Origin of the sequence: Oceanobacillus saliphilus (assembly GCF_023522835.1) — a bacterium.
GTDB classification, from domain to species: Bacteria; Bacillota; Bacilli; order Bacillales; family Amphibacillaceae; genus Oceanobacillus; species Oceanobacillus saliphilus.
In genome coordinates this window covers 156,935-183,484 of the sequence record NZ_JALCZU010000002.1, presented here as the reverse complement: position 1 = coordinate 183,484, position 26,550 = coordinate 156,935, and the positions used below count along the sequence as shown (strand labels likewise).

Genomic DNA, 26,550 nt, shown 5'->3' with positions numbered 1-26,550 from the left:
TCCTAAAGATGGGAATAAGTTATACTCCAAAGGAAATTGTTGGTCAATTGGACAAATATATTATTGGGCAGCAGCAGGCAAAAAAATCTGTAGCGGTAGCATTAAGAAATCGGTATAGACGCATGCAACTCGATGACGCAATGAAAGAGGAAATTGTTCCAAAAAACATCTTAATGATTGGGCCTACAGGTGTTGGTAAAACAGAAATTGCGAGAAGACTCGCAAAACTAGTAGGAGCTCCTTTTGTGAAAGTGGAAGCGACCAAGTTTACGGAGGTCGGTTACGTTGGCCGGGATGTAGAATCGATGGTTCGGGACCTTGTAGAGATGTCTGTCAGAATGGTGAAAGAAGAGAAAATGAAAGACGTAATGGGAATGGCAGAACAGGAAGCAAATAAAAAACTTGTGAAACTGTTGGTACCTGGTGCAAAAAAACAATCTGGTGTCAAGAATCCTTTTGAAATGCTTTTCCCAAACCAGTCTTCCAATATAGAGTCATCTTCAAATGAACAGGAAAAAGATGACGAGATCAGAACCAAGCGACAACGAGTGGAACATCAATTAGCCTTGGGTGAGCTAGAAGATCACATGGTCACCGTTGACATTGAAGAAATTCCACCATCCATGTTTGACATGTTGCAAGGATCGGGTATGGAGCAGATGGGAATGAATATGCAAGATGCACTCGGTCAATTCATGCCTTCAAAAAAGAAAAAGAGAAGACTTCCAGTATCTGAAGCAAGAAAAGTTCTAACCCAGCAGGAAGCAGGGAAGCTTGTTGATATGGATGAAGTGGCTCAGGATGCAGTCAGACGGGCTGAGGAAACAGGTATACTGTTTATCGACGAAATCGATAAGGTTGCAGGAAAACAGGATTCTACTGCAAATGTATCTAGAGAAGGTGTACAACGCGACGTTCTTCCAATTGTGGAAGGGTCCACTGTTGTAACAAAACATGGTCCTGTCAAAACGGATCACATGCTTTTCATTGCGGCTGGCGCATTTCATATGGCAAAACCATCTGATTTGATTCCGGAACTTCAAGGCAGATTTCCGATTCGAGTTGAACTAGAGAAACTGTCGGTGGACGATTTTAAACAAATCCTCACCGAACCATCCAATGCATTAATCAAGCAATATCAAGCTTTATTGAAAACAGAAGGTATAAATGTTGTTTTTACAGACGAAGCTATAGAGAGACTGGCAGAAATTGCCTATCAAGTTAATCAGGATACGGATAACATTGGTGCCAGAAGACTTCACACGATACTGGAAAAACTTCTGGAAGATTTATCATTTGAAGCCCCTGATATTACGATGGATCAAATAGACATCACAAAAAACTATGTGGACCAAAAACTGAACACAATTGTACAAAATAAGGATTTGAGTCAGTTTATATTATAATTAATTATTGAAATGGAGGATCATCATGGATCTATTAAATCGCGCAAGAAAAATCAACGCAATGTTACAAAAAGCAACAGGTAAGTCAGTTAACTTTAACGAAATGTCTGCATCATTAAGAGACGTAATCAAAGGGAATGTGTACATTGTCAGTAGACGAGGTAAGTTGTTGGGGTTTGCTGTAAACCAGGAAATCGAAAATGAACGCATGAAATCAATGCTTGAAGAAAGACAGTTCCCTGAAGAATATACACAGGGGCTTCACGATATCCGTGAAACAACTGCTAATCTCGATATCAACAGTCCTCATACTGTTTTCCCTGTTGAGAACAAGGAACTATTTAAAGAAGGCCTAACAACAATAGTACCAATCATTGGTGGAGGAGAACGTCTAGGAACATTAATCTTAGGAAGAGTTGACGACGACTTCAATGATGATGATCTGCTTTTGGCAGAATATGGTGCAACAGTTGTCGGAATGGAAATTCTGCATGAGAAAACGGGAGAAATTGAAATGGAAGCCAGAAGTAAAGCAGTTGTACAAATGGCAATCAGCTCACTTTCTTACAGTGAATTGGAAGCAATTGACCATATCTTTGAAGAGTTAAATGGAAATGAAGGTTTACTCGTTGCTAGTAAGATTGCTGACAGAGTTGGAATCACGAGATCAGTAATCGTTAATGCATTAAGAAAACTTGAAAGTGCTGGAGTAATCGAATCACGTTCACTTGGAATGAAAGGTACTTACATTAAAGTTCTAAACGATAAATTCCTTGTAGAGCTTGAAAAACTTCGTTCAAGATAAGTTCTCCATTATAATTTAATCAAAAAGCGAAAGGAAGCTGGCATATGCCAGCTTCCTTTCATTTGCAGTTAGAAACCAACATGGCGGGAGAGAACGGTCCAGCATTGTTGGTTTCCTATGTGCATACGTGTATATAGCTGTCACTGAAAAGTATGATAAGGATTAAGTTGATGTATGGGTATTTGTACTTAGTGGTTAGGAAGGTAAGAATTTACATTTGCACCAAAAATGAAATAGTATTAAAGTATTTTCCATTTTAAATAGTACTTAATTAGTCATATTTACATTTTACCATCCTTTTTTTACATAAAAAGGATAATTGCTGATGATAATAGACTAGTAATTTTTAACTATTTTGTTTTCATATAGGAGAAAATGTCGAAAAGTAATAGACTTTGACAATTTTATAACTTACAATATTCGTAGAAGGAACTGCGTTTATGACTGTTAGATTAAATTTAATTTTAAAAGGAGTTATCATGGATGAATTTATTTGGAGGAACAATTAACAAGTTGGAACGATCACTTGATTATGCAGCTGCAAAAAATAATGCGATATCAAATAATATATCCAATGCAGATACACCAGGTTATAAGGCACAGAATGTTGTCTTTAAAGATGCTTTACATGATGCATTATCACTACAGGCAAAGCAAACCAACGAAAAACACATTCCTTTTAGCACTAGTCATAATTATTCTTATCTTATTACAACAAATTCCAATACTACATATAACCATAACGGAAATAATGTCGATATTGATCGGGAAATGACAGAACTTGCAAAAAACCAGATCTACTATAATGGTTTAGTCGATCGGATTAATGGTAAGTTCGGGAGCCTGCAGACAGTAATAAGAGGAGGTAACTGATAATGTCGATCTTTAACGCCATCAATACTAGTGGAAGTGCCTTAACGGCTCAAAGACTTCGGATGGATGTGGTCTCTTCCAATATTGCCAACGCACAATCAACGAGAGCTGTCTTGAATGAAAATGGCGAATTTGAACCGTATCGTAGAAAAATGGTAGTTATGCAGCAGGCGGACAGCAGTTTTAAATCATTTCTGCAACATGCCCAGAATGCGAATTCGGTATCAGGTGTAAAAGTTGCTTCCATTGTAGAAGATGAGCAGCCGTTTAAACTCGTTTATAATCCAGACCACCCTGACTCCAACGAAGCTGGCTATGTAGAAATGCCAAATGTGGACCCTCTACGTGAAATGGTGGATCTAATGAGTTCAACAAGATCTTATGAAGCTAATATTACGGCATTGAATGCAAGTAAAAGTATGCTTATGAAAGCTTTGGAGATTGGAAAATAGACAATAAGGAGCATCAGTGATGACTATCTCAATGAATGATGTATCACAGGTATTGAATACAGCACAAATGACTACCAGACCTTCTGTTACTCCAGGAGAAGCGCAGGCTTCGTTTGCAGATACACTAAAAGGTGCCATTGAAAATCTTAATCACATACAAAATGAATCTGACAGTAAAACAGTAGCATTGGCCAATGGTGAAATTGATGATCTTCATGATGTGATGATTACAGCCCAGAAGGCAAGTATTACACTGGAGACTACCGTGCAAGTTCAGAAAAAAGTTATCGATGCATATAACGAAATAATGAGAATGCAAGTATAGATCGAAAGCATACATAGTCAACAGAATAATCAGTAGTCGATAACTTATTGCGCTTTGGTGGGGGAAAATATGAAGGAAAATCTTTTGAAATGGAAAGAAAAAGCAACTACTTTTTGGATAAGTCGTTCGAAAAGTCAGAAGGGGATCTTTCTGGGCACAATTATAATAGCAATTTTATTGATTGCGTTTTTATCATTATTAAACACGAATAAACAATTTGTACCACTTTATAATAATTTATCATTACAGGAAGTCGGACAAATCAAAACAGAGCTGGATGCCAGAGGAGTTCCATATGAATTGAATAATGGTGGAACAACAATAACTGTACCGGAGGAACAAGTTGAATCGTTGCTCGTAGATTTGGCTGGGATGGGTTTGCCAAACAGCGGAAATATTGATTATTCGTTTTTTAGTGAAAACACATCATGGGGCATAACGGATAACGAATTTAATATTATGAAGCTCGATGCCATGCAGACGGAGCTTGCCAATCTGATTAAAAGTATTGATGGGATCGAGAATGCACAAGTGATGATTAATATGCCCGAGGATCCCGTATTTGTTAGTGAAACGGTTGGTGAAGCCAGTGCTTCCATTGTGTTGAATACGTTGCCCGGATATCAGTTTCAAGGCAATCAAATAGAGTCGCTTTACCATTTAGTATCAAAAGCGGTACCAAATTTGTCTGCTGATAATATTGTTATTATGAATCAGTACTTTGAATATTTTGACCGCAATAATCAAACAGGATTTGGTTCACAGGATACTTATACATATCAACAAACTGTAAAAAAGGATATCGAGAGGGATATTCAAAGAAGGTTGCAGCAAATGCTTGGAACAATGGTCGGTGCTGACAATGTACTTGTTTCAGTGACAGCTGATATCGATTTCACCCAGGAAAATCGAACCGAAGAACTAGTGGAACCTGTCGATATTGAAAATATGGAAGGCTTGCCTGTTAGTCTAGAAACCATTCAGGAATCCTATAGTGGAGATGGGACAGGCGGTGTAGTGGGAGTTGGTGACGAAGATATCACGAACTACCCAGGAGGTGCAAACGGTAACGGAGAGTATGAACTCGATAAAGAAACAATCAACTACGAGTTTAACCGTATTCGCAGGGAAATTGTTGAAAGCCCTTATAAAGTAAGGGATCTTGGAATTCAGGTTGCAGTAGATAATGTAACCAATAGTAATGGCGACGGTATTGAATATTTGACACAGCAGGAACAGATTGCAGTGGAGGAAGGATTTTATTCTATTCTGGATTCCATCGTTGGTACAACAATTGATGCAGGTTATGGAGAAGTCGTTCCTGAAGAGAAAATATCAATTGTGTTCCAGGAATTCAGTGAAAGTCCGTCATTGATTGAAACAGCTCCATCTCCGGCCATCCCTATATGGATGTATATTGTCGGTGCTGTTCTTTTAATAGTTATCATCGTTTTAATCATTTTATTAATCCGCAATCGAAACACCGAAGAGGAAATAATAGAAGAGACAGTTATAGAACCTGTTATGACTGAAGTTCCAGACATACCTCAGGATGAGGAATCAGAATCGGTTGTTAGAAGAAAGCAATTGGAGAAAATTGCTAAAGAAAAGCCGGAAGACTTTGCAAAATTATTGAGAAGCTGGATCGGAGAAGATTAGGGGGAAATTAAATGGTAAGACAGAGAGCTACATTAACCGGAAAACAAAAGGCAGCAATTCTTTTAATCTCCTTAGGTCCAGATGTTTCAGCTCAAGTTTATAAGTATTTGTCAGAAGAAGAAATTGAAAAGCTGAGCTTGGAAATTTCTTCTGTTAAAAAGGTAGATTCTAGTTTAAAGGAAGATGTAATTGAGCAGTTTCATCAAATTGCTGTAGCGCAGGATTATATTACACAGGGAGGAATTGGTTATGCCAAAACGGTATTGGAAAAGGCTTTCGGTAAACAGGAAGCATCCAATATAATTAACCGACTGACTTCTTCGTTACAAGTGAGGCCATTTGATTTTGCCAGAAAAGCGGATCCACAGCAGGTTCTCAATTTTATACAGGGTGAGCATCCTCAAACAATTGCATTGGTTTTATCCTATTTGGACCCCGAGCAGGGTGGACAAATCCTGTCTTCTTTGCCGCAGGAAATGCAGGCGGATGTCGCCAAAAGAATTGCAACAATGGATTCAACCTCTCCTGAAATTATCAGTCAAGTGGAACAGGTTCTGGAAAGAAATATTTCTGCTTCTGCCACTGAAGATTATACACAAACCGGTGGCATTCAAGCTGTTGTTGAAGTGTTAAATGGTGTCGATCGAAGTACGGAACGAACAATATTGGATGCACTTGAGATTCAGGATCCTGAATTGGCAGATGAAATTAAAAAACGGATGTTTGTATTTGAAGATATTGTTATTCTTGATAATCGTGCGATACAGCGCGTTATTAGGGAAGTTGAAAACGAGGATTTGAGACTTTCCCTTAAAGTTGCAAGTGATGAAGTGAAAGCCGTTGTATTCCAGAATATGTCCCAACGTATGGCAGAAACGTTCAAGGAAGAAATGGAATATATGGGGCCTGTCAGGTTACGGGATGTGGAGGAAGCACAAACAAGAATTGTAGCCATCATCCGCAGGCTGGAGGATATTGGGGAGATTGTTATCGCCAGAGGCGGGGGAGACGATATCATTGTCTGATGCACAATCGAAACAATCAAATCAGAAACTGATTAAAATCAAGCCTTTCGAGCAGTTGCGAAAGGTACAAAATCAGGAACCTGTTCACTTTGAAATGGACAAGGAAGTTATTCAGCAAAGAATCCATGCATTACAGCAAGAACTGACAGATCTAACTAATACAAAACAAACGTTAATAGAACAGACGAATCAAACGATTATGCAGGAAAAAAAGAATTGGGAAACAGAAAAGGAACAATGGATTGAACAGGCTAAAAAGGACGGTTTTACAGCAGGATTTCAACAAGGGAAAAGGGAAGGACAAGCTGAATACGAAGAAAAACTACTGCAGGCAAATCAAATTATTGAGTCCACTACAAAGGACTATCACGCTACCATTGAAAAAAGTGATGAAGCCATATTACAGCTTGCAGTCAGTGTTGCCAGTAAAATATTGAACAGCAACATTTCTGACGATGCTAGTTCTTTTATGGGAGTTGTCAGAGGTGCAATTAAGGAAATTAAAGATCAGTCTGTCATAACCATTAAACTTCATCCAGCTAATTATGAATTGGTAATGCAACATAAAGAAGAGTTGCATCGAAGTCTGGAAAGTGACACAAAGCTTTCCGTTTATATTGACCAGAATCTATCAGAAAATGCTTGTTTGATTGAGCATCCATTTGGACAGATTGATGCAAGTATCGACACGCAATTATCAAAAATCAGGGAAGCGTTACACGACTACCTAATGGAGAACAAATCATGATACTGACAGATTATCTTACCGTCATCGAGAAGGCTGATACATATAAACGATATGGTAAAGTTCTGCGTGTAGTGGGACTGATGATAGAATCGGAAGGTCCAGCGGCTAACATTGGTGAGGTATGCTATATACACGCTTCTTCAAATGACCGAAAACCAATTCTATCCGAAGTTGTCGGCTTTAATAATGAAAAAATAATTCTGATGCCTTATGGAGAAGTGACAGAAATCGGACCAGGCTGTTTGGTTGAATCCACTGGCAAGCCGCTTACTGTTAAAGTTGGACGAGCGCTAATTGGAAAAGTAGTCAACTCTCTTGGTATGCCACTTGATGATGAAGCATCATTACCCAAAGGGTTAACAAGGTATTTGACAGATCAGTCCCCGCCAAATCCGATGACGCGCCCTCCTATAAGGAAAACGATTCAAGTAGGAGTAAAAGCAATTGATTCCTTATTGACAATGGGAGAGGGGCAGCGAATCGGAATATTTGCGGGGAGTGGCGTCGGTAAAAGTACATTACTTGGCATGATTGCCAGAAACAGCAGTGCAGACATCAATGTCATCGCAATGATTGGTGAACGGGGACGTGAAGTCAGAGAATTTATTGAAAATGATCTTGGTGATGAGGGTTTAAAGAAATCGATAGTAGTTGCTGCTACATCTGACCAGCCAGCATTGATGCGGATAAAAGGTGCTTATACGGCAACGGCAATTAGTGAGTATTTCCGTGATCTGGGCTATAAAGTTAATCTCATGATGGATTCAGTTACAAGAGTAGCGATGGCTCAAAGGGAGATAGGTTTGGCAGTTGGTGAACCTCCAACGACAAAAGGATATACGCCATCTGTTTTTTCTATCCTCCCTAAACTACTCGAAAGAACTGGTACAAATTTAAATGGAACAATTACTGCTTTTTATACGGTGCTCGTTGATGGGGACGATATGAATGAGCCAATAGCAGATGCAGTTCGCGGTATTCTTGATGGTCATTTTATCATGGACAGGAAGCTGGCGGAAAGGGGACAGTTCCCGGCAATCAATGTCCAAAAGTCGATCAGTCGTGTAATGAATATGGTTGTAGATCCAGAACATAAGGAAATAGCTCAGCAGATTCGCAAGCTTATCGCTGTTTACGAAGAAAATAGTGAATTGATTAACATAGGCGCATATAAACGGGGGTCAAATCAGGAAATCGATCGGGCAATTTCCTATTATCCGAAAATACAGGAATTCTTAAAACAGGATATATATGAATATAAATCCTTGGAAGAAACGGTTGAATTATTGAAAAACCTGCTTAATGGAGGATTGAGTTAATGGCTAGAACGGTTGCATTATCAAAAATCTTGGATATACGTGAAAATGAGAAGAAAATAGCCCAAAAAGCATATCACCAATCTATGGATTCTTTTGAAAAAATAGCGACAGAATTATACACCCTTCTAAGAAAGAAAGAAAATGCAGAAGTGTCTTATGATCGTTATATTCACTCAACAGCACCAATCGATATGATAAAGGAGCAGGCAGTATATATCGAAAGGCTGAATACACAGATTAATGAGTTGCAAAAGCTTGTGCAAAAAGCAAGAAACGATATGGATTCCAAACAAGTAAAACTTTCGGATGCGCATATAGAAGTAAAGAAGTTTGAAAGAATCATAGAGAATCGAAATGATATCGAAGAAAAATATAGGAAAAAAGTGGAAAATAATTTTATGGATGAAATTTCCATCACGCAATATTTAAGCCACAAAAACAGGTGAAACAAATGAAAGAAAATACGAAAGATCAAAGTAAGAAAATGAATCCTATACTATGGTTTTTGTTTGCAATCGTGATTCCTCTAATTATTGTAGTGATACTTGCAGTTATTATTATGGGAGTTGCCGGCTTTAATGTCATGGATTGGGCAAAAGATAAAGGGAATACTATTCCGATTATTTCCGATATGGTTACGACAGATGACGAGAAAGCTGCAGAACGTGATGAACAGCAAGTCAAGGCGGCCTTGGATAGTAAAGATAATGAAATCATCGAATTAAATCGAAATATCAGTGATTTGGAAGCTACCATCCAATTATTAGAACAAGAGATTTTAAAGCTGGAAAACAGCCAGCAAACCGCTGAGGATGTAGAAGATACGTCAACTGAAGAAAATTCTGAAGATGAGCGAATAGATATCGTTATACGTTCCTATGAAGAAATGAAAAGTAAACAGGCAGCATTAATCCTTCAAAATATGGAAAACGATACGGCTGTGTTGATTTTACAAGGAGTTTCCAATGAAGTTCGGGGGGATATTCTCGAAGCAATGGCCCCAGAGAATGCTGCTGAATTTACACAGCTCCTTCTAACAGAAGAAAATTAAAATGTATCGCTTGAAAGGAGGTGAAAAAATGAACAACGTAGATATGCTTCTACAGGTACTACCTACCCAAGGGTTAATTGGTCATTCAAAACAGGCTTTAAGGGAAACAGCAAATCCTTTTCAAGGCATCTTGAACGAAAAAGAAAATGCAGCACTTCCTGTAACAGTCGGTCAGGAACATCCAGCCATGCCTAGTAAAGAAGCTGTTTACACCATGTTGAACGTAGATGAAATACCCGAAGAACTTCACCATTTACTATTTAATAATCATACGGAGGATACGCACGTGCTGGATGAGCGTCATGAGGAAGAGACAGCCATCATCAAATTATCTGAGCCTGAGCTTGAATCCCTTTCTGAAGAGCTGAAACCATACGTTAATCAAATCACTTCCTCCAAACAAGTTATGACGAATGGAGCAGAAGATGTCGAAACAGATACGAAGGTGAATGAAAATCCTTTCTTACTTCGTGATTTCATTCCTAATCCGATCAAGACGACCTTCAACACGTATGGGATGACTGAAATAGAAAAATATAAGGATTTCTACCAGAAACAGTTTACATCCATGATAGCTCAGGCAGAGGAATTGTTGTCCAACGTTGTGACCCGGGAAGATGTCCGAAAAGCTTCTCCCAAAATGCTGGAATTACTACAGCAATGGCAGGACTTAAGCAAAGGCTCTCTTCATCATTCGCAATCACAGATGCTTGACAAGAATCAAGGAAGCAGTGAACTGGGGATATGGAAAAGTGTATTGGAAACTTTTCAAAAAAGAGAGCATTTTGCTGGGAAACAGTTATACAATGCTGATTCAAAAGTTACTGTCACCGATGTCTCGAAGTGGATCGTTAAAGCAATGGAAGTGGACAAGGCGTCTAATGTGCCAGTCACTTTAAATACTGCCATGCCAATCACGAAATTGGAACAGTTTGTAATTTACATGAACCAGTCGCAAAACATCCAATCTCCAGATGAGCAATTAATGGAACAATTTCAAAAAATCATGAACGCAAACAAGTTATCGACGTTGCCAAATGGAGCCAATCAATTATCAATAGCACTTCGGCCAGATAACTTAGGGGAAATGATGGTTCGATTCACACAGATAAATGGGGAAATAACAGTGAAAATTCTTGTTACATCGGCTGTTGCCAAAGAAATGCTGGAATCAAATATGCATCAGTTGAGAAATATGTTCTCTCCACATCAAGTTGTTATCGAAAGGCAGGATCCAACCGTTCAGTCAGCGAATACGCAGAAAGAACAGGAAAATGGTCAATTAAAAGATCAGACACAGCAACAATCTGGCGAATCAGATCAAAAGGATAACCAGGGCAGCGATAATAGTTTTGAACTGCAATTTGAAGAAATGTTAATGAATGAGAAAGTGTAGGTGAAATCAATGACAACCATTGATCCCTCGTTATATCTAAGTAATTTGCCAAAAACAAGGACACCAAGTTCAACGCTTGGCAAAGATGAATTTCTGAAAATATTAATGACACAACTGCAAAATCAGGATCCGACAAGTCCAATGGATGACCGTGAGTTCATTTCACAAATGGCAACATTTTCCTCATTGGAACAAATGATGAATATGTCGAGTTCCATTGATACGCTCGTCCAGAGTCAATTAATCTCACCAGTCATTCAGTATAGCCATATGATTGGTAAAGAAGTGACCTATCCGTTGAACGATGAAGTAGCAGGCAAAGAAACAGGGCTACATTCCAGTAAGGTAGTAGCTGTTAGCCAAAATGAGGGATGGGCAGTTCTCGAGCTGGAAAACGGTGAAAAAATTTATGCGGATGCAGTTACACAAGTCAGAGATTCGAACCGACCAGAAGAGGCAGGAGAAGCATAATTGAATAAAGGGAGTGCATTGTAATGGATCATCGAATTCATCAAGTCCCACAGCATGCATTACAATACCCATCGCAAGCAAGACAAAAGCAACATGTTACGTCGCGTAATTTTAAGGATGTTTTAGCTGGTGAGCAGCAGCCATTAAAAATAAGTAAACATGCTACACAGCGCTTAACAGAAAGGAATATCCATATCGGTGACCGACAGTGGCAAAAGATTGGAGAAAAAATGCAGCAGGCAAAGCTAAAAGGTGTAACCGATTCACTTGTAGTCATGAACAATGCAGCATTGCTTGTAAACACGAAGAATAACACGGTAGTTACAGCTATGGATCTTAAAGAAGCTACAAGTAGGATTTTTACAAATATAAACGGTACTATTTTAATAGATGAGTAGGCTGGACCCTTATTTATGGGAGGCCAATAATTGCTGTTGACTGACAGATACAGCAATCCAAAATTAAACCTTAAAGGGGATAACAAATATGTTACGTTCAATGTATGCAGGTATTTCTGGTATGAAAAACTTTCAAACCAAACTAGACGTTATCGGAAACAATATCGCCAATGTAAATACGGCAGGCTATAAAAAAGCAACGGTAACATTTCAGGATCTAATGAGCCAAACAACTTCCGGAGCACAGGGAGCAACAGATACACGTGGAGGTATCAATGCCACACAAGTAGGTTTAGGTTCAAAGCTTGGGACCATCAGCAATATCCATACACAAGGATTTCAGCAAACGACGAATAACCCACTTGATTTAGCTATTGAGGGGGATGGAATGTTTGTATTAGAGGAAACAGATGGCGCCACATACTACACTAGATCAGGGAATTTCTATCTGGATGATAATGGTACTATCGTTAATTCAGATGGTCTGTATTTGCAAGGTCTTGCCGGCAACATCACAATTCCGACAGAAGCTCAAAGTTTTAGTATTCAAACAAATGGAACAGTCAATTATATTAATGCAGCTGGTGGAACAGAACAAGCTGGTCAAATTGGTCTTGCTGGTTTTTCAAATCCAACCGGGTTGCAGAAAGCCGGAAGTAACTTATATTTAGATTCACCTAACGCTGGACTTATGGAAGCACTTGTAACTCCAGAAACAGATGGCGCAGCATCAATCGTAAGTGGCTCTTTGGAAATGTCGAATGTGGATCTTGCAGAAGAATTCACTGAGATGATCACTGCACAGCGTGGATTCCAGGCAAATACTAGAATTATCACGACATCTGATGAAATTCTGCAGGAGCTTGTTAACTTAAAACGATAACAGGGAGGTAGGGAGTACTTATTAGTTTATGTACTCCCGCCATATAACTATGATTAATTTAAAAAGGCTGAATGATGAACCATTTACGCTTAATGCAGTTTTAATTGAACAAGTACAGTCCCTACCCGATACTACGATATCGCTCCTGAACGGTAAAAAGATCGTAGTAAAAAATGAGGCTTCTGAGGTCATCAAACTGATAACAGAATATTATCAGTCAATTGGTTTGCAGAGAGTACATAAGGAGGCAGGTGAAGAAGATGAGTAGGTTAGTGAAAACAATGATTACATCATTAGTGATATTATTGATAGGTGCTATCGCAGCGTTGGTAGTTGTACTGAATGTTGCAGGGCAAGGCAATGAAGGCGATGCCCAAACGATCGATGACATTGTGGAATATTCATATAAATCACCTGAAATAACGACAGACTTAGAAGATGGTACTTTTGTCAGAATTCAGTTTCAGATAGTAACCGATGGAAAAAAAGCAAGGCAAGAAATTGAAAAACGCGATTTTCAGCTGAAAAATATTTTAATCAAGGAGTTGGCTACCAAGACGGAGGAAGATTTTAAATCTGGACTTAGTAACTTGGAGGAAGTGGTCATGACTGAGCTGAACGGACTGATGACAGAGGGACAAGTAACAGAAGTATATACGATAAATAAAATACTTCAATAGAATTTATACTCCTACGGGGAGGTGAGTATGGTCAATGGATGAAGTTCTTTCACAAAATGAAATAGATGCCCTGTTATCTGCAATAACTTCAGGAGAAATGGATGCTGAAGATTTAAAGAAGGAAGAACAGGAGAAAAAAGTCCGTGTCTATGATTTTAAACGGGCGTTACGGTTTTCAAAAGACCAAATAAGAAGTATTTCAAGAATTCATGAAAACTATGCCAGAATGCTGACAACGTTTTTCTCTTCACAATTAAGAAGCTATGTAAATATTACGGTTACATCTGTTGACCAGGTGCCATATGATGAATTTATCCGTTCGATACCAAAAATGACAGTGCTAAATGTATATAGTGTTGCTCCATTGGACGGTAACTTGATTATGGAAGTTAATCCGAACATTGCGTATGCATTGCTTGATAGAATTCTAGGTGGTAAAGGAAATACGATAAAGAAAAGTGATAGTTTAACAGAAATTGAAAAATTGCTTTTAAGTCAGATCTTTGAAAAAGCAGTCAGTACGTTGCAGGAAGCATGGAGTTCAGTTATCGACATTGACCCCGTCCTGGAGGAATTCGAGGAAAATCCACAATTTTTACAAATGGTAGCACCTAATGAGACGGTTGTCGTTGTGTCCTTAACAACGGCAATAGGAGAAACAACGGGTATGATTAATATTTGCATCCCACATATTATCCTAGAACCAATTATTCCAAAGCTCTCTGTGCATTATTGGATGCAATCAGCCAAGAAAAGCCGGGATGATCAATCATATACAAAAATGTCGAAAAACCTAAAGCAAGCAGAAGTGGAATTGAGGACAATTCTGGGGGAAACCACGATTTCCGTTAACGATTTCCTGAGGTTCCATAAAGACGATGTCATCGCTTTGGATCAGCAAATAGATATGCCGCTTAAATTGGCCGTTAACAATGAACCGAAATTTTATGTGCAGCCTGGAAAACTCAAAAATAAAATGTCTGTGCAAATTTTAGAAGAAATAAATGGGGTGAATGAAGATGATGAATGATGGAATGCTTTCACAGGATGAAATTGATGCTCTTTTAAATATATCCGATGATAGTGACACATCAAAACCCGCCGACGAGCAGAACTATCTTTCCAGTTTGGAAATCGACGCATTAGGCGAAATTGGCAATATTTCCTTTGGCAGTTCTGCTACAACCTTATCGACACTATTAAATCAAAAAGTTGAAATTACCACTCCTGTAGTAGATGTAATTGAAAAAGATAAACTGGGAGATGAATTCACCTTTGAACCTGTTAGTGTTCAAGTAAATTACATAGAAGGATTTTCAGGGAAAAATATATTCGTAATTAAAGCAAACGACGCTGCAATCATTGCCGATATCATGTTGGGTGGAGACGGTACCAACCCGGACACCGAATTGAATGATATTCATATTAGTGCTGTTCAGGAATCGATGAATCAAATGATGGGTGCAGCAGCGACAAGTATGTCAACCGTTTTTAATAAGCGTGTCGATATTTCACCACCTTCCATATTGGATGGAGAGCTAAGAGATGATGAATCAATTTTTGAAGAAGATGTATATGTAAAAGTTTTCTTTAAGCTGACAGTGGGCAATTTAATAGATTCCAATATGATGCAGCTAATACCGTTACAATTTGCAAAACAATTAGTAGGTCAGCTTCTAGATGTTTCGGATGGAGAAGTCGCAGCGGCCCTGGAGATGGAAATTCCACCTGTAAGCCAGAATGAACCGGTCGCTGCTATACAAGAACCAATATCCAAGTCCTATCACGAAACGTCAAATCCGTACGACACGAACAAGGAAGTATCCCATCCCCACTATATTGGTAATGGAAATATTTCGAAGCAGGCACAAGTACAACAGGCAACCTTCTCTAATTTTGAAAAGGTGGAGCTTACAAACAATGAGCATAGAAACCTGGACATGTTGCTTGATATTCCGTTAAAAGTCACTGTAGAACTCGGCCGCACGAAAAAATCAATCAAAGATATATTGGATCTCTCGTCCGGTTCCATCATCGAACTTGATAAGCTTGCAGGTGAGCCAGTTGATATATTGGTAAATGAAAAGCTTGTGGCTGAAGGTGAAGTTGTTGTAATAGAAGAAAACTTTGGGGTGCGGGTAACAGATATTATCAGTCAATCTGACCGTATCATGAAATTAAAATAAGTGATTAATGGAGGAAATATAAATGGGAAAACGTATTTTAATTGTAGATGATGCAGCATTTATGCGAATGATGATTAAGGATATTCTTACTAAAAATGGATATGAAGTTGTTGGAGAAGCGCAGGATGGTGCACAGGCCATTGAAAAATATAAAGAATTGGAACCAGATTTGGTGACCATGGATATTACAATGCCTGAAATGGATGGAATCACTGCATTAAAGGAAATAAAGAAATTTAATGCAGATGCCAAAGTCATTATGTGTTCTGCCATGGGGCAGCAGGCAATGGTTATCGATGCTATACAGGCCGGAGCAAAAGACTTCATTGTAAAACCATTTCAGGGAGACCGAGTAATCGAGGCAATCCAAAAAGCCTTAAGTTAAGAAACGAGTGAGTAGTTTGAAGAAAAATATTCTATACATTTTTTGTATTAGCCTTTTTGCTATTGCGGTTCTTTTTGTAAGTGAGGTAGCTGCAGTACCTGCAGTACCTGCACCGAATGTTACCGATTGTCTCGCAGGTGAAGCTGACTGTGAAGATGATGCAGTTGTTGATGCCCAAGAAACGAATAACGCGTTATTAACAGAGTCAGAAAGCCCAGGATCATTAATATTTGAACTGATTAAAATGTTTTTTGCTTTATTGTTGATACTCGCCCTAATCTATCTTTTAATCAAGTTTCTGAACAAAAGAAACAAGCTTTTCAATCAGGTTAAAGCATTGGAAAATTTGGGTGGTATATCTGTAGGACAAAACAAGTCCATTCAAATTGTCCGCATTGGAACACAGCTTTACTTAGTTGGTGTCGGTGATAATGTACAAATGCTGCAGGAAATAACAGATGAAGAAATCAAAAAAGATATTATGGCTAGTAAAGAACGAAGCCCTGATGATTTTCCAGGAGGAGCTTTATTGACTTCTCTCACTAAGAAACAGCAAGCAGGAAAAAATGATTCCACCGACAGCAATTTTAAAGCACTCTTTTCGAAAGAGCTGGAAAACTTGAAGCAAAACAGAAAAAAAATGATTAACAAACACAAGGAAGATACACATGAATGAATTTATAGATATGTTTTCCAGTTCTGATCCAGCGAATGTCTCAACGTCTGTTAAATTATTATTGTTATTGACTATTTTTTCGCTGGCTCCAGGAATTTTAATTCTAATGACGAGTTTTACCCGAATCATCATTGTTCTATCATTTGTCAGAACATCATTAGCTACCCAACAAATGCCACCAAACCAGGTATTGGTAGGGATGGCGATGTTTTTAACCTTTTTTATTATGGCTCCGACATTCAGTGAAGTGTATGAACAAGGTTTACAGCCACTGTTCAATGAGGAGATTACACTTGATGAAGCCTATGAAAATGCGAGTGCGCCACTGAAGGAATTTATGGCCAGGCACACGCGGCAAAAAGATCTGGCTTTATTTCTGAATTATACACAGGCAGAAACACCTGAAACTGTTCAGGATATTCCTCTTACAACACTGGTGCCTGCCTTTGCAATCAGTGAGCTGAAGACAGCATTTCAAATGGGTTTCATGATATTTATTCCATTCTTGATTATTGATATGGCTGTTGCGAGTGTTTTGATGTCCATGGGGATGATGATGTTGCCACCTGTTATGATTTCACTGCCGTTTAAAATTCTATTGTTCGTATTGGTTGATGGATGGTATTTGATCACGCAATCATTACTTGGTGGTTTTTAGATGTTATTATAGGATGTTCAAAAAGTCCGGTAAAAATGACACATCGAATTTCTTCGTTAGCTTGCTTTTCCGTTGCTCATGTATTAAAAGCATACATTCCGCTACTCAAAGCTACGCTGCCTCGAACTTTCGACGCACAGGACGTGCTAGTGTCGGCGTTGCAACAAAGCTTTTCGATGGAGCGAGTAATCGCAGCTCCAGGACGTTGCGTTCTTAGCCGACCGGTCCTTTTTATCCTCCTTTTTGAACCGCACTACTAGTGAAGGGAGCATGTTCAAATGAGCAATGAATTCGTATTAACGCTGGCTGAACAAGGAATTTATACGATATTGCTTGTTACAGGACCATTGCTTTTATTGGCTCTTGCTGTTGGTCTTTTAGTAAGTATTTTTCAGGCTACCACACAAATTCAGGAGCAGACACTGGCCTTTGTACCAAAAATTGTAGCTGTGCTTGTTGGTCTTATTTTCTTCGGTCCATGGATGCTTACAACGATGGTGGAATTTACAGCAAATATATTACAAAATATAAATCAGTTTGTAGGGTAAAACATGCTTGAATTAGTTAATATCAATAGTCTTCCAGTATTTTTGCTAATATTTGTCCGCGTTTTGGCATTCTTTGTTACGATGCCATTATTTTCCTATCGGACGGTTCCATTGCAATTCAAAATCGGTTTCAGTTTCTTTTTGGCAATGATTATGTTTTATACCGTTGATTCTACTGGACTTGTCATGAATGAAATGTATATTTTCTTACTTGTTAAGGAAGCTATGGTCGGACTGCTTATAGGTCTGATTGCATTCATCATCGTTTCCGCGCTTCAGATTGCCGGTGGATTTATAGATTTCCAGATGGGATTCGCCATTGCAAATGTGATGGATCCTCAGACAGGAGCGCAGACGCCATTGACTGGTCAATATTTATACATTATTGCCCTGTTATTTTTATTATCGGTAGATGGTCACCATTTAGTAATAGACGGAATAGTTAATAGCTATCATTTTATTCCACTTGATACGTTTATACCTTTTGGGAATAGCTCTATTGCAGATTTTGTCATAACTACATTTAATAGGATGTTTTTGATAGCTTTTCAGATTGCTATACCGATCGTCGGTTGTTTGTTTTTGGTTGACGTTGCAATGGGGATTATCGCACGAACCGTACCGCAGATAAATGTATTTGTTGTCGGCCTTCCGTTGAAGATATTGGTCAGCTTCGCAGCACTTTTAGCATTTCTACCTTTATACATAACGCTAGTACGAAGTCTATTCCATTCAATGTTTGAGGCAATGCGAGTTCTCATGCAACTTTTTGGAGGTGCTTAAGTTGCACTTGAAACTGGATTTGCAATTTTTCGCAGGTGAAAAGACAGAAAAAGCCACTCCAAAGAAGCGGCAGGATGAACGAAAAAAAGGAAAAGTCGCTAAAAGTCAGGACATTAATACTGCTGTTTTACTATTGTTTTGTTTGATTGCTTTATTTGTCTTTGGTGGATTCATGGTGGGGAAAATGACTGGTATTTATCAGCACTCCTTTACCGAATTAATCAATTGGGAACTAACAGAACTAACCGTGCAGCAGATTTTTACAAGTCTGACATTAGAAACCGCAACGATACTTGCGCCCATCATGGTAATAGCCATGATTGGAGGAGTGACTGCAAATTTAATGCAAATAGGCTTTCTCTTTACAACAAAGCCATTGAAGTTTGATTTAAAAAAGATTGATCCCATTCAAGGGGCAAAAAGGATTTTTTCAATTCGGGCTATAGTGGAGCTACTTAAGTCATTATTTAAGATTGTGTTTATCGGTACGATTACATTCACCATCATTTGGATATATAAAGATGAGATGTTGATGATGGCCTTTACGAACGCAGAAAATGCGCTTGGGTTTTTCGGCAGGGTAACCTTCATTATGGGAATAGCATCCATCATCGCATTATTGTTTCTTTCTGTTTTCGATTATACCTATCAGCGTTACGATTTCGAGAAAAATATGCGAATGTCAAAACAGGATATTAAGGATGAATACAAGAATGTTGAAGGAGATCCTTTAATCAAATCCAAAATCAAAGAAAAACAAAGACAAATGGCTACGAGAAGAATGATGAGCGAAGTGCCAAATGCGGACGTTGTTATAACCAATCCAACGCATTATGCTGTTGCTATCAAATATGATGAAGAAAAAGCAAGTGCACCATATATTCTAGCAAAAGGAACAGACAAAACCGCACTGAAAATCAAAGAAATTGCCAAAGCAAATAATATTATAACCGTGGAAAACAAACCACTAGCCAGAGGTCTTTCCAGTGCTGCTGATATTGGTGATGTCATTCCGGAAGAATTTTTTAAGGCGGTCGCGGAAATTTTGGCTTATGTTTACCGTTTAGAGAAAAAAGTTTGAGCAATAGGGAGAGACAGTTATGAAAGCGCGGGATTTATCAGTACTTTTAGCAGTAATTTTAGTAGTAATCATGTTGGTCATTCCGCTTCCTGGATGGCTGTTAAGTTTTTTAATTTTAGTTAATATTTTATTGGCGCTAATTGTGATATTGGTTTCTATGAATACAACAGAGCCACTGCAGTTTTCGGTTTTTCCAACATTAATATTGCTATTGACATTGTTTCGACTCGCGCTGAACGTTTCAACTACAAGATCAATTTTATCCGATGCAGATGCGGGTGGGGTAGTTGATACATTTGGAACTTTTGTAATTGGCGGTAATCCACTTGTTGGATTTGTTGTTTTTATTATCCTCGTTATTATTAACTTCCTTGTGATCACCAAGGGTTCAGAGCGTGTATCTGAAGTTGGAGCACGTTTCTCTCTCGATGCAATGCCTGGGAAACAAATGAGTGTTGATGCAGATTTAAATGCAGGGCTCATTTCAGAGAAACAGGCAAAAGAAAGAAGACAAAAAATTGAAAGAGAGGCTGACTTCCATGGATCCATGGATGGGGCTAGTAAATTCGTAAAGGGTGATGCAATCGCCGGAATTATTATTGTACTAATCAACATCGTTTTCGGTCTTATTATTGGAATGGTTCAGATGGGAATGTCTTTTGAAGAGGCCATTAATACATTTATGAGATTAACTGTTGGTGATGGGCTGGTTAGTCAGATTCCAGCACTTCTAATTTCCACTGCCACTGGTATTGTAGTCACCAGATCTGCCGGTTCGGGAAATCTCAGTTCAGAAGTGACCGATCAGCTACTGCAGTTTCCAAAGATGTTATATATTGCTGCTGGTACGATTTTTCTGCTTGGGTTGACACCTATAAACTTCTTTCTCACTTCATTGCTTGCAGGAATATTAGCGATAAGTGCTTATGTGATGCAAAAGAAATCGGAAGAACCAGAAATTCCCGATATTGAGGAAGAGGATCAGTCGGAAAGCTCAGCCATGAAGGCACCTGAAAATGTCGTCAGCCTCTTGAATATGGACCCTATTGAGTTTGAATTTGGTTATGCACTTATTCCTTTAGCAGACACTAGCCAGGGCGGGGATTTATTGGATCGGATTATTATGATAAGGAGACAATTGGCTATTGAACTTGGTATTGTAATTCCTGTTGTTCGAATACGCGATAATATCCAACTTAACCCAAATGAATACCGATTAAAAATTAAAGGGAATGAAGTGGCATCAGGTGAACTCATGCTTGACCATTATTTAGCGATGGCTCCTGATTTCAGTGATGATGAAATTGAAGGTATTGATACAAAGGAACCCGCATTCGGTTTGCCTGCAAAATGGATTAGTGAAGTGATGAAGGATGAAGCAGAGTTATCAGGGTATACCGTTGTTGACCCACCTTCTGTTGTTTCTACCCACATTACTGAAGTAATCAAAAAGCATGCCCACACACTGTTAGGCAGAGAAGAAACAAAGCAGTTAATCGATCATCTGAAAGAAAGTTACCCCATTTTAGTCGATGAAGTAACACCGGAGCCACTGGCGATTGGAGATATTCAAAAAGTGCTCGGAAAGCTGCTAAGAGAAAATATATCGATACGGAACCTGCCAATTATTTTTGAAACATTAGCAGATTTTTCAAAAATGACGAATGATACGGAGCTGCTTGGGGAATATGTGAGACAAGCTCTTTCATCGCAAATTACCAAACAATATGCAAATGATGACATGTCACTCAAAGTAATCACCGTTTCAGGAAAGGCAGAAAAACGGATTGCTGAAAATATTCAGCAGACAGAACATGGCAATTATCTTTCCCTTGACCCTGAAACACAGCAGGAAATAATCAAGACGATTCATGCAGAAGCAGAAAAACTTGCACTTCAAGAAGAATCTCCTATTATTCTCTGTTCTCCAGCTGTGAGAATGTATTTGAAGCAATTGCTTGATCGATTTCTGCCACAAGTGGTCGTATTATCCTATAACGAACTCGAACCAGATGTTCAAGTACAAAGTGTTGGGGTGGTGAATGTAGCATGAAAGTAAAAAAATATGTAGCACCATCCATGCCGGAAGCTATGAATCTAATTCGGAAAGACCTCGGATCGGAGGCTGTTATTCTCCATTCGAAAGAGGTTGTACAAGGTGGTTTTTTTGGTTTCTTCAAAAAGAAGAATATTGAAGTTGTAGCTGCCATTGATCCACAGCCCCTACCTTCAAGAAAAACACAAAGCGCGAAACCAACTGTACATGAGAAAATTCAATTACGTCCAAAAAATGAAGATAGGGAACTGCTCTACGAAATTAAAAACTTAAAAAAGATGTTTGAACTACAAACTAGACCGGAACATCAAAAATTTCCCTCTCTCTATCAGTTGGCATATGAGCATTTACTAGATCAGGAAGTGGGAAAAAACATTGCAGAGGAAATTATCCAGCAAGTAATCGATGAAACGGATAACTCTGAGAAGGACCTTGATCTCGATTTGATTATGGGCGAGGTTAAGTCGGTTATAGAAAGAAAGCTAAACGATCAACGTTCCCATGGTATGAAATATGATAAGAAGGTCATTCAATTTGTTGGACCGACCGGTGTTGGTAAAACAACAACAATTGCTAAAATCGCAGCAAAAATGATACTGGATGATCAAAAGAAAGTAGCCTTTATCACTGCAGATACGTACCGAATTGGTGCAGTGGAGCAGTTGAAAACCTATGCGCGTATCTTAAACGTTCCGGTTGAAGTAGCTTATACAATTGGTGATTACCATCAGGCCATCGAAAAATTTTCTTGCTATGATGCGATTCTTGTTGATACAGCAGGAAGAAATTACAGGGATAAACAATATATAGAAGAACTTACATCCATGATGGACATGGAAATGATGAAAACGTATCTCGTCTTGTCACTGACAACAAAACCAAAGGATATAACGGAGATTTATGACCAATTTCAGCATCTTTCTATTCGGGATGTTATTTTTACAAAACTGGATGAAACTAGCCAATATGGCACCATGCTAAATATTTCACTGGGAAGACAGGTTAACATTGCCTGTATTGCAAATGGCCAGGATGTACCAGAGGATTTAATGCTGGCAAAACCTGAAAATATTAGCAAACTTTTGGTGGGTGACGGAAAATGAAACATGACCAGGCTGAAGGATTGAGACGTAAACTCAATTCCATACACACACCAAAAGAGGCAAAAACGATCTCCATTATCAGTGGAAAAGGTGGAGTGGGGAAATCCAATTTCGCATTAAATTTTTCCCTAACGTTAATGAGCAAGCAAAAAAAAGTATTGCTGTTTGATTTGGATGTTGGAATGGGCAATATCGATATTCTTATGGGAGTAAGGGCTAATAAGACAATCATCGATATGTTTGAAAGAAAATTATCTGTCCATCAGATAATAGAGACAGGACCAAATGGATTATCCTACATTGCAGCAGGTACGGGATTGACCAATTTTTTTAAGCTGAGTGAGGGCGATAAATCCCATTTCTATGAACAATTTAAGGAACTATTACAGATGTATGACTATATTCTCTTCGATATGGGAGCGGGGGTCACAGAGGATGGGTTGTTCTTTATCCTGGCATCAGATGAATGTATTGTAATTACCACACCTGAACCGACATCTCTAACGGATGCGTATGGAATGATTAAACATGTCATTAACAATCAGAAGACGATGCCGGTTCATATCGTAATGAACCGATCTTCAACTTATCAGGAAGGTCTCAAATCACTTACACGTTTTAAAGAGGTGGTAATAAAATTTTTGGATGTGCAGATTACCCCATTGGGGATTATACCGGATGATAAAGCAGTTACCCAAGCCGTAATTAGGCAAGTGCCGTATGTTTTATACAATGAAAAATCCAAAGCTGCAAAAGCGATAAAAGAACTTACCTTTAATTATCTTTCCAATTCAAAAGAAATTGAGAGAGCCTCGCCCTTTTATTTTGTACGGAAATTAAAACAATTCATAGAGAGGTGATTAGAGATGCAGCCGATCCGGGCTCTAGTTATAGACGATTCAGCATTTATGAGAAAGGTAATTTCAGACATCCTTAATAACGATTCCCGGATTGAAGTCATAGGTACTGCTCGGAACGGTGAAGAGGGAATTAAAAAGGCAAGGGAACTGGCGCCCGATGTGATTACAATGGATATTCACATGCCAATCATGGATGGAATGGATGCATTACAGGAAATTATGAAGGATAATCCAACTCCTGTTGTGATACTTTCCAGTGTTACGCAGGAAGGTACTGCAAAAACGATCCAGGCAATATCGAATGGTGCGATTGACTTTATTACAAAACCCTCTGGTTCCATATCACTTGATATTCAAACCATTGAGGATGAAATCACTTCCAAAGTGTTTACAGCTTCACAGGTAAACATGAACAAAAATAAAAAAATAAAAAAACTGTCCGCTAAAAAGCCCCATTCAATTCTTGAAAGCAGCTATGACAAAACAGTGGTAACCATTGGAACTTCAACAGGCGGTCCGAGAGCGCTTCAGCATGTACTGACTAAATTACCTGCTAGTTTTTCAGCACCAATTTTAATTGTTCAGCATATGCCAAAAGGATTTACAAAGTCATTGGCCAATCGTCTGAATACATTAAGTCATCTTCATGTGAAAGAAGCCATACACGGTGAAATGTTAGAAAAAGGCACTGCGTATATTGCACCTGGAGATTACCATATGACAGTCAAAAAAGTCGGCAAATCGATGGCAATCCACTTAACGGATGATGCACCAATTAAAGGTCACCGCCCAGCTGTCGATGTCCTGCTTGATTCTCTAGCAACTGTGAAACAAGTCAATAAAATTGCTGTTATTTTGACTGGTATGGGAAGTGATGGTTCAAAAGGATTAATAAAAATGAAAGAAACAGATTCTAAATCCACCGTTATTGCTGAGTCTGAAGAAACATCTATCGTATATGGAATGCCAAAATCTGCTGTTCATACAGGATATGTGGATTACCAATTACCAATACATGAAATAGCCGAATTGCTTGTTAAGTTAATGAAATAACTTGAAGGTGGGTTCAGGAACACATAAATGTAAATGAAAGAGGAGGAGATTAGAATGGAAAGCGTCCCTACAGCAACAAGAAAAATGATTATTTTTCAATTGGATGAAGAGGAATATGCGATACCAGTAAATCAAATTGGATCTATAGAAAGACTTATGCCAATTACAAGAGTTCCTCAAACTGCCCCTTTTGTAAAAGGCGTTATCAATTTGCGAGGAGTGGTTATTCCTGTCATTGATTTAAGGCTGAGATTTAACCTGCAGGATTCGGATTTGGATGGGAATAAGCGAATCATTATCGTTAACATTCATGACATGGAAGTGGGGCTGATCGTTGATTCGGCAAATGATGTAATCGATATAGCTGAGGATAAGATAGAACCAGCACCAGAAGTCATCGATACGGTTGATGTGGGGTATATTGATGGCGTTGCGAAAATAGAATCTCGTTTATTAATTTTATTAAATTTGCATAAAATTCTATCCTTACAGGAACTAAATGAAATGCACGCACTGGAAGGTTAGAATATGGACTACAATAAATTGACCTTTAAACAAAAAGATGTTCTAAGGGAAATCGGCAATATTGGTGCAGGAAATGCTGCAACATCTCTATCAACATTACTGAATAAAAAAATAGAAATGAACGTTCCTTCAGTAAACATTATTGGCTATGATGAGATTATGGAACTAATAGGTGGTCCTGATGAGGTAATCGTCGGCCTGATGTTCCGTATTCACGGGGAAGCCCCTGGCACCGTTTACTTCATTTTAAAAGTGGAAGAGGCAGAATATCTCGTAAGGCAGCTTACCAATGATCCAAATTTTTCATTGTTTGATGATATAGAAGATAAGGAAATGGCATTCTCTGCACTGCATGAAATTGGTAATATTGTCACAGGCTCCTATTTAACTGCATTATCAGATTTCACGAAGATTAATATGCAGCCATCTGTACCATATTTGGGAATCGATATGGCTGGTGCGATTCTTACAGTAGGACTTTTGGAAATATCACAGTTAACAGATTATGCAATTATTATAGATACTGAAATCAAGGGAGAGAAGCAATCAAAAGAAGGAATTAAAGGGAATTTCTTTTTATTGCCAGATCCTGAATCATTCTCCAAAATCTTTAAAGCATTGGGAATAAACGATTATGAGTGATAAAAGCAATATTATTAAAGTGGGGATCGCTGATTTAAATATAGTGAAAGCTCCGGACAAGATAAGAACATCAGGGCTTGGTTCATGTGTGGGAGTTGTCATTTATGATGCTTCCAAAAAAATCGCTGGATTGTCACATGTCCTGCTTCCTGATTCAAGCGCCACCAAGCAGGTTAAATTAAATCAGTATAAGTATGCGGACACCGCCATTCCATCACTGGTAGATTTACTTCTTGAAAATGGTGCGAGAAAATTTGCCCTAAAAGCGAAAATAGCAGGCGGAGCCCAAATGTTTCAATTCAATTCTGGTTCCGACATTATGCGAATTGGTCCAAGAAATACCGAAGCAGTCGAACAAAAACTGATGGAACTGAAAATACCAATAATTGCTTTGGATGTAGGTGGTAATGTAGGGAGAACAATTGAATTTGATCCGGAAACCTGTGATTTAAATATAAGAAAAGTCAATAAAGAAGCATTTATTATTTGAGAAGTAAATGACC

The 26,550-nt window shown here is 38.5% G+C and carries 32 protein-coding genes; all 32 read left to right on the top strand.

What is annotated here, in order from left to right; genetic code table 11:
* The first annotated feature begins 8 nt into the window (after positions 1-8).
* Positions 9-1,406, top strand: coding sequence for an ATP-dependent protease ATPase subunit HslU (hslU, locus tag MN204_RS03980; RefSeq protein ID WP_249869793.1), 1,398 nt, complete (start codon positions 9-11; stop codon positions 1,404-1,406).
* 25 nt (positions 1,407-1,431) lie between these two features.
* Complete coding sequence (codY, locus tag MN204_RS03975) at positions 1,432-2,211, top strand: GTP-sensing pleiotropic transcriptional regulator CodY (protein ID WP_249869792.1); 780 nt, start codon at positions 1,432-1,434, stop codon at positions 2,209-2,211.
* Positions 2,212-2,694: 483 nt separating this feature from the next.
* The gene (gene flgB, locus MN204_RS03970) at positions 2,695-3,084 is read left to right on the top strand and encodes a flagellar basal body rod protein FlgB (protein WP_249869791.1); all 390 of its coding nucleotides are present in this window, start codon (positions 2,695-2,697) and stop codon (positions 3,082-3,084) included.
* A gap of 2 nt (positions 3,085-3,086) precedes the next feature.
* Positions 3,087-3,536: a flagellar basal body rod protein FlgC gene (gene flgC, locus MN204_RS03965; protein WP_249869790.1), complete on the top strand. Its 450-nt coding sequence runs from the start codon at positions 3,087-3,089 to the stop codon at positions 3,534-3,536.
* A 19-nt stretch (positions 3,537-3,555) separates the two neighbouring features.
* Positions 3,556-3,861, top strand: coding sequence for a flagellar hook-basal body complex protein FliE (fliE, locus tag MN204_RS03960; protein WP_249869789.1), 306 nt, complete (start codon positions 3,556-3,558; stop codon positions 3,859-3,861).
* Between the two features lie 69 nt (positions 3,862-3,930).
* Positions 3,931-5,520 carry a flagellar basal-body MS-ring/collar protein FliF gene (gene fliF / locus MN204_RS03955; protein ID WP_249869788.1) on the top strand — a complete coding sequence of 530 codons (1,590 nt, stop codon included), beginning with the start codon at positions 3,931-3,933 and terminating at the stop codon, positions 5,518-5,520.
* 11 nt (positions 5,521-5,531) lie between these two features.
* Positions 5,532-6,545, top strand: a complete 1,014-nt coding sequence (fliG, locus tag MN204_RS03950) for a flagellar motor switch protein FliG (RefSeq protein ID WP_249869787.1) — start codon at positions 5,532-5,534, stop codon at positions 6,543-6,545.
* A complete protein-coding gene (gene fliH / locus MN204_RS03945; RefSeq protein ID WP_249869786.1) occupies positions 6,538-7,293 on the top strand; it encodes a flagellar assembly protein FliH in 756 nt (251 codons plus the stop codon). The genes fliG and fliH overlap by 8 nt, the downstream gene beginning before the upstream one ends.
* Positions 7,290-8,612: a flagellar protein export ATPase FliI gene (gene fliI / locus MN204_RS03940; RefSeq protein ID WP_249869785.1), complete on the top strand. Its 1,323-nt coding sequence runs from the start codon at positions 7,290-7,292 to the stop codon at positions 8,610-8,612. The genes fliH and fliI overlap by 4 nt, the downstream gene beginning before the upstream one ends.
* Positions 8,612-9,058: a flagellar export protein FliJ gene (gene fliJ / locus MN204_RS03935; RefSeq protein ID WP_249869784.1), complete on the top strand. Its 447-nt coding sequence runs from the start codon at positions 8,612-8,614 to the stop codon at positions 9,056-9,058. The genes fliI and fliJ overlap by 1 nt, the downstream gene beginning before the upstream one ends.
* Positions 9,059-9,063: 5 nt before the next feature.
* The gene (locus MN204_RS03930) at positions 9,064-9,663 is read left to right on the top strand and encodes a MotE family protein (protein WP_249869783.1); all 600 of its coding nucleotides are present in this window, start codon (positions 9,064-9,066) and stop codon (positions 9,661-9,663) included.
* Between the two features lie 28 nt (positions 9,664-9,691).
* Entirely contained in the window at positions 9,692-11,059 is a 1,368-nt protein-coding gene (locus MN204_RS03925) for a flagellar hook-length control protein FliK (RefSeq protein WP_249869782.1), read from the top strand.
* A gap of 9 nt (positions 11,060-11,068) precedes the next feature.
* Positions 11,069-11,530 carry a flagellar hook assembly protein FlgD gene (flgD, locus tag MN204_RS03920; RefSeq protein ID WP_249869781.1) on the top strand — a complete coding sequence of 154 codons (462 nt, stop codon included), beginning with the start codon at positions 11,069-11,071 and terminating at the stop codon, positions 11,528-11,530.
* A gap of 23 nt (positions 11,531-11,553) precedes the next feature.
* The gene (locus tag MN204_RS03915; protein ID WP_249869780.1) at positions 11,554-11,928 is read left to right on the top strand and encodes a TIGR02530 family flagellar biosynthesis protein; all 375 of its coding nucleotides are present in this window, start codon (positions 11,554-11,556) and stop codon (positions 11,926-11,928) included.
* Positions 11,929-12,016: 88 nt separating this feature from the next.
* The gene (gene flgG / locus MN204_RS03910) at positions 12,017-12,811 is read left to right on the top strand and encodes a flagellar basal body rod protein FlgG (protein WP_249869779.1); all 795 of its coding nucleotides are present in this window, start codon (positions 12,017-12,019) and stop codon (positions 12,809-12,811) included.
* A 28-nt stretch (positions 12,812-12,839) separates the two neighbouring features.
* Positions 12,840-13,079 carry a flagellar FlbD family protein gene (locus MN204_RS03905; protein ID WP_438804683.1) on the top strand — a complete coding sequence of 80 codons (240 nt, stop codon included), beginning with the start codon at positions 12,840-12,842 and terminating at the stop codon, positions 13,077-13,079.
* Positions 13,072-13,491, top strand: coding sequence for a flagellar basal body-associated protein FliL (gene fliL / locus MN204_RS03900; RefSeq protein ID WP_249869778.1), 420 nt, complete (start codon positions 13,072-13,074; stop codon positions 13,489-13,491). Before MN204_RS03905 ends, fliL begins: the two co-directional genes overlap by 8 nt.
* 34 nt (positions 13,492-13,525) lie before the next feature.
* Positions 13,526-14,521 (top strand): flagellar motor switch protein FliM, encoded by a 996-nt coding sequence (gene fliM, locus MN204_RS03895; RefSeq protein WP_249869777.1) that lies wholly within the window; start codon positions 13,526-13,528, stop codon positions 14,519-14,521.
* A complete protein-coding gene (fliY, locus tag MN204_RS03890; protein ID WP_249869776.1) occupies positions 14,511-15,677 on the top strand; it encodes a flagellar motor switch phosphatase FliY in 1,167 nt (388 codons plus the stop codon). Before fliM ends, fliY begins: the two co-directional genes overlap by 11 nt.
* A 22-nt stretch (positions 15,678-15,699) precedes the next feature.
* Positions 15,700-16,062, top strand: a complete 363-nt coding sequence (locus MN204_RS03885; protein WP_249869775.1) for a response regulator — start codon at positions 15,700-15,702, stop codon at positions 16,060-16,062.
* Between the two features lie 16 nt (positions 16,063-16,078).
* Positions 16,079-16,738 carry a flagellar biosynthetic protein FliO gene (locus MN204_RS03880; protein WP_249869774.1) on the top strand — a complete coding sequence of 220 codons (660 nt, stop codon included), beginning with the start codon at positions 16,079-16,081 and terminating at the stop codon, positions 16,736-16,738.
* Positions 16,731-17,396 (top strand): flagellar type III secretion system pore protein FliP, encoded by a 666-nt coding sequence (fliP, locus tag MN204_RS03875; protein WP_249869773.1) that lies wholly within the window; start codon positions 16,731-16,733, stop codon positions 17,394-17,396. The genes MN204_RS03880 and fliP overlap by 8 nt, the downstream gene beginning before the upstream one ends.
* Positions 17,397-17,674: 278 nt before the next feature.
* Complete coding sequence (fliQ, locus tag MN204_RS03870; RefSeq protein WP_249869772.1) at positions 17,675-17,944, top strand: flagellar biosynthesis protein FliQ; 270 nt, start codon at positions 17,675-17,677, stop codon at positions 17,942-17,944.
* A gap of 3 nt (positions 17,945-17,947) precedes the next feature.
* A complete protein-coding gene (gene fliR, locus MN204_RS03865; protein ID WP_249869771.1) occupies positions 17,948-18,727 on the top strand; it encodes a flagellar biosynthetic protein FliR in 780 nt (259 codons plus the stop codon).
* A 1-nt stretch (position 18,728) separates the two neighbouring features.
* Positions 18,729-19,808 carry a flagellar biosynthesis protein FlhB gene (flhB, locus tag MN204_RS03860; protein ID WP_249869770.1) on the top strand — a complete coding sequence of 360 codons (1,080 nt, stop codon included), beginning with the start codon at positions 18,729-18,731 and terminating at the stop codon, positions 19,806-19,808.
* 19 nt (positions 19,809-19,827) lie between these two features.
* Complete coding sequence (flhA, locus tag MN204_RS03855) at positions 19,828-21,861, top strand: flagellar biosynthesis protein FlhA (RefSeq protein ID WP_249869769.1); 2,034 nt, start codon at positions 19,828-19,830, stop codon at positions 21,859-21,861.
* Positions 21,858-22,967 (top strand): flagellar biosynthesis GTPase FlhF, encoded by a 1,110-nt coding sequence (gene flhF / locus MN204_RS03850; protein WP_249869768.1) that lies wholly within the window; start codon positions 21,858-21,860, stop codon positions 22,965-22,967. The genes flhA and flhF overlap by 4 nt, the downstream gene beginning before the upstream one ends.
* Positions 22,964-23,827, top strand: a complete 864-nt coding sequence (locus tag MN204_RS03845) for a MinD/ParA family protein (protein ID WP_249869767.1) — start codon at positions 22,964-22,966, stop codon at positions 23,825-23,827. Before flhF ends, MN204_RS03845 begins: the two co-directional genes overlap by 4 nt.
* 6 nt (positions 23,828-23,833) lie before the next feature.
* The gene (locus MN204_RS03840) at positions 23,834-24,880 is read left to right on the top strand and encodes a protein-glutamate methylesterase/protein-glutamine glutaminase (RefSeq protein WP_249869766.1); all 1,047 of its coding nucleotides are present in this window, start codon (positions 23,834-23,836) and stop codon (positions 24,878-24,880) included.
* A gap of 54 nt (positions 24,881-24,934) precedes the next feature.
* Entirely contained in the window at positions 24,935-25,405 is a 471-nt protein-coding gene (locus MN204_RS03835) for a chemotaxis protein CheW (RefSeq protein ID WP_249869765.1), read from the top strand.
* A gap of 3 nt (positions 25,406-25,408) precedes the next feature.
* Positions 25,409-26,047, top strand: a complete 639-nt coding sequence (locus MN204_RS03830; protein WP_249869764.1) for a chemotaxis protein CheC — start codon at positions 25,409-25,411, stop codon at positions 26,045-26,047.
* Positions 26,040-26,537, top strand: coding sequence for a chemotaxis protein CheD (locus MN204_RS03825; RefSeq protein ID WP_306798581.1), 498 nt, complete (start codon positions 26,040-26,042; stop codon positions 26,535-26,537). The genes MN204_RS03830 and MN204_RS03825 overlap by 8 nt, the downstream gene beginning before the upstream one ends.
* Positions 26,538-26,550 lie beyond the last annotated feature (13 nt).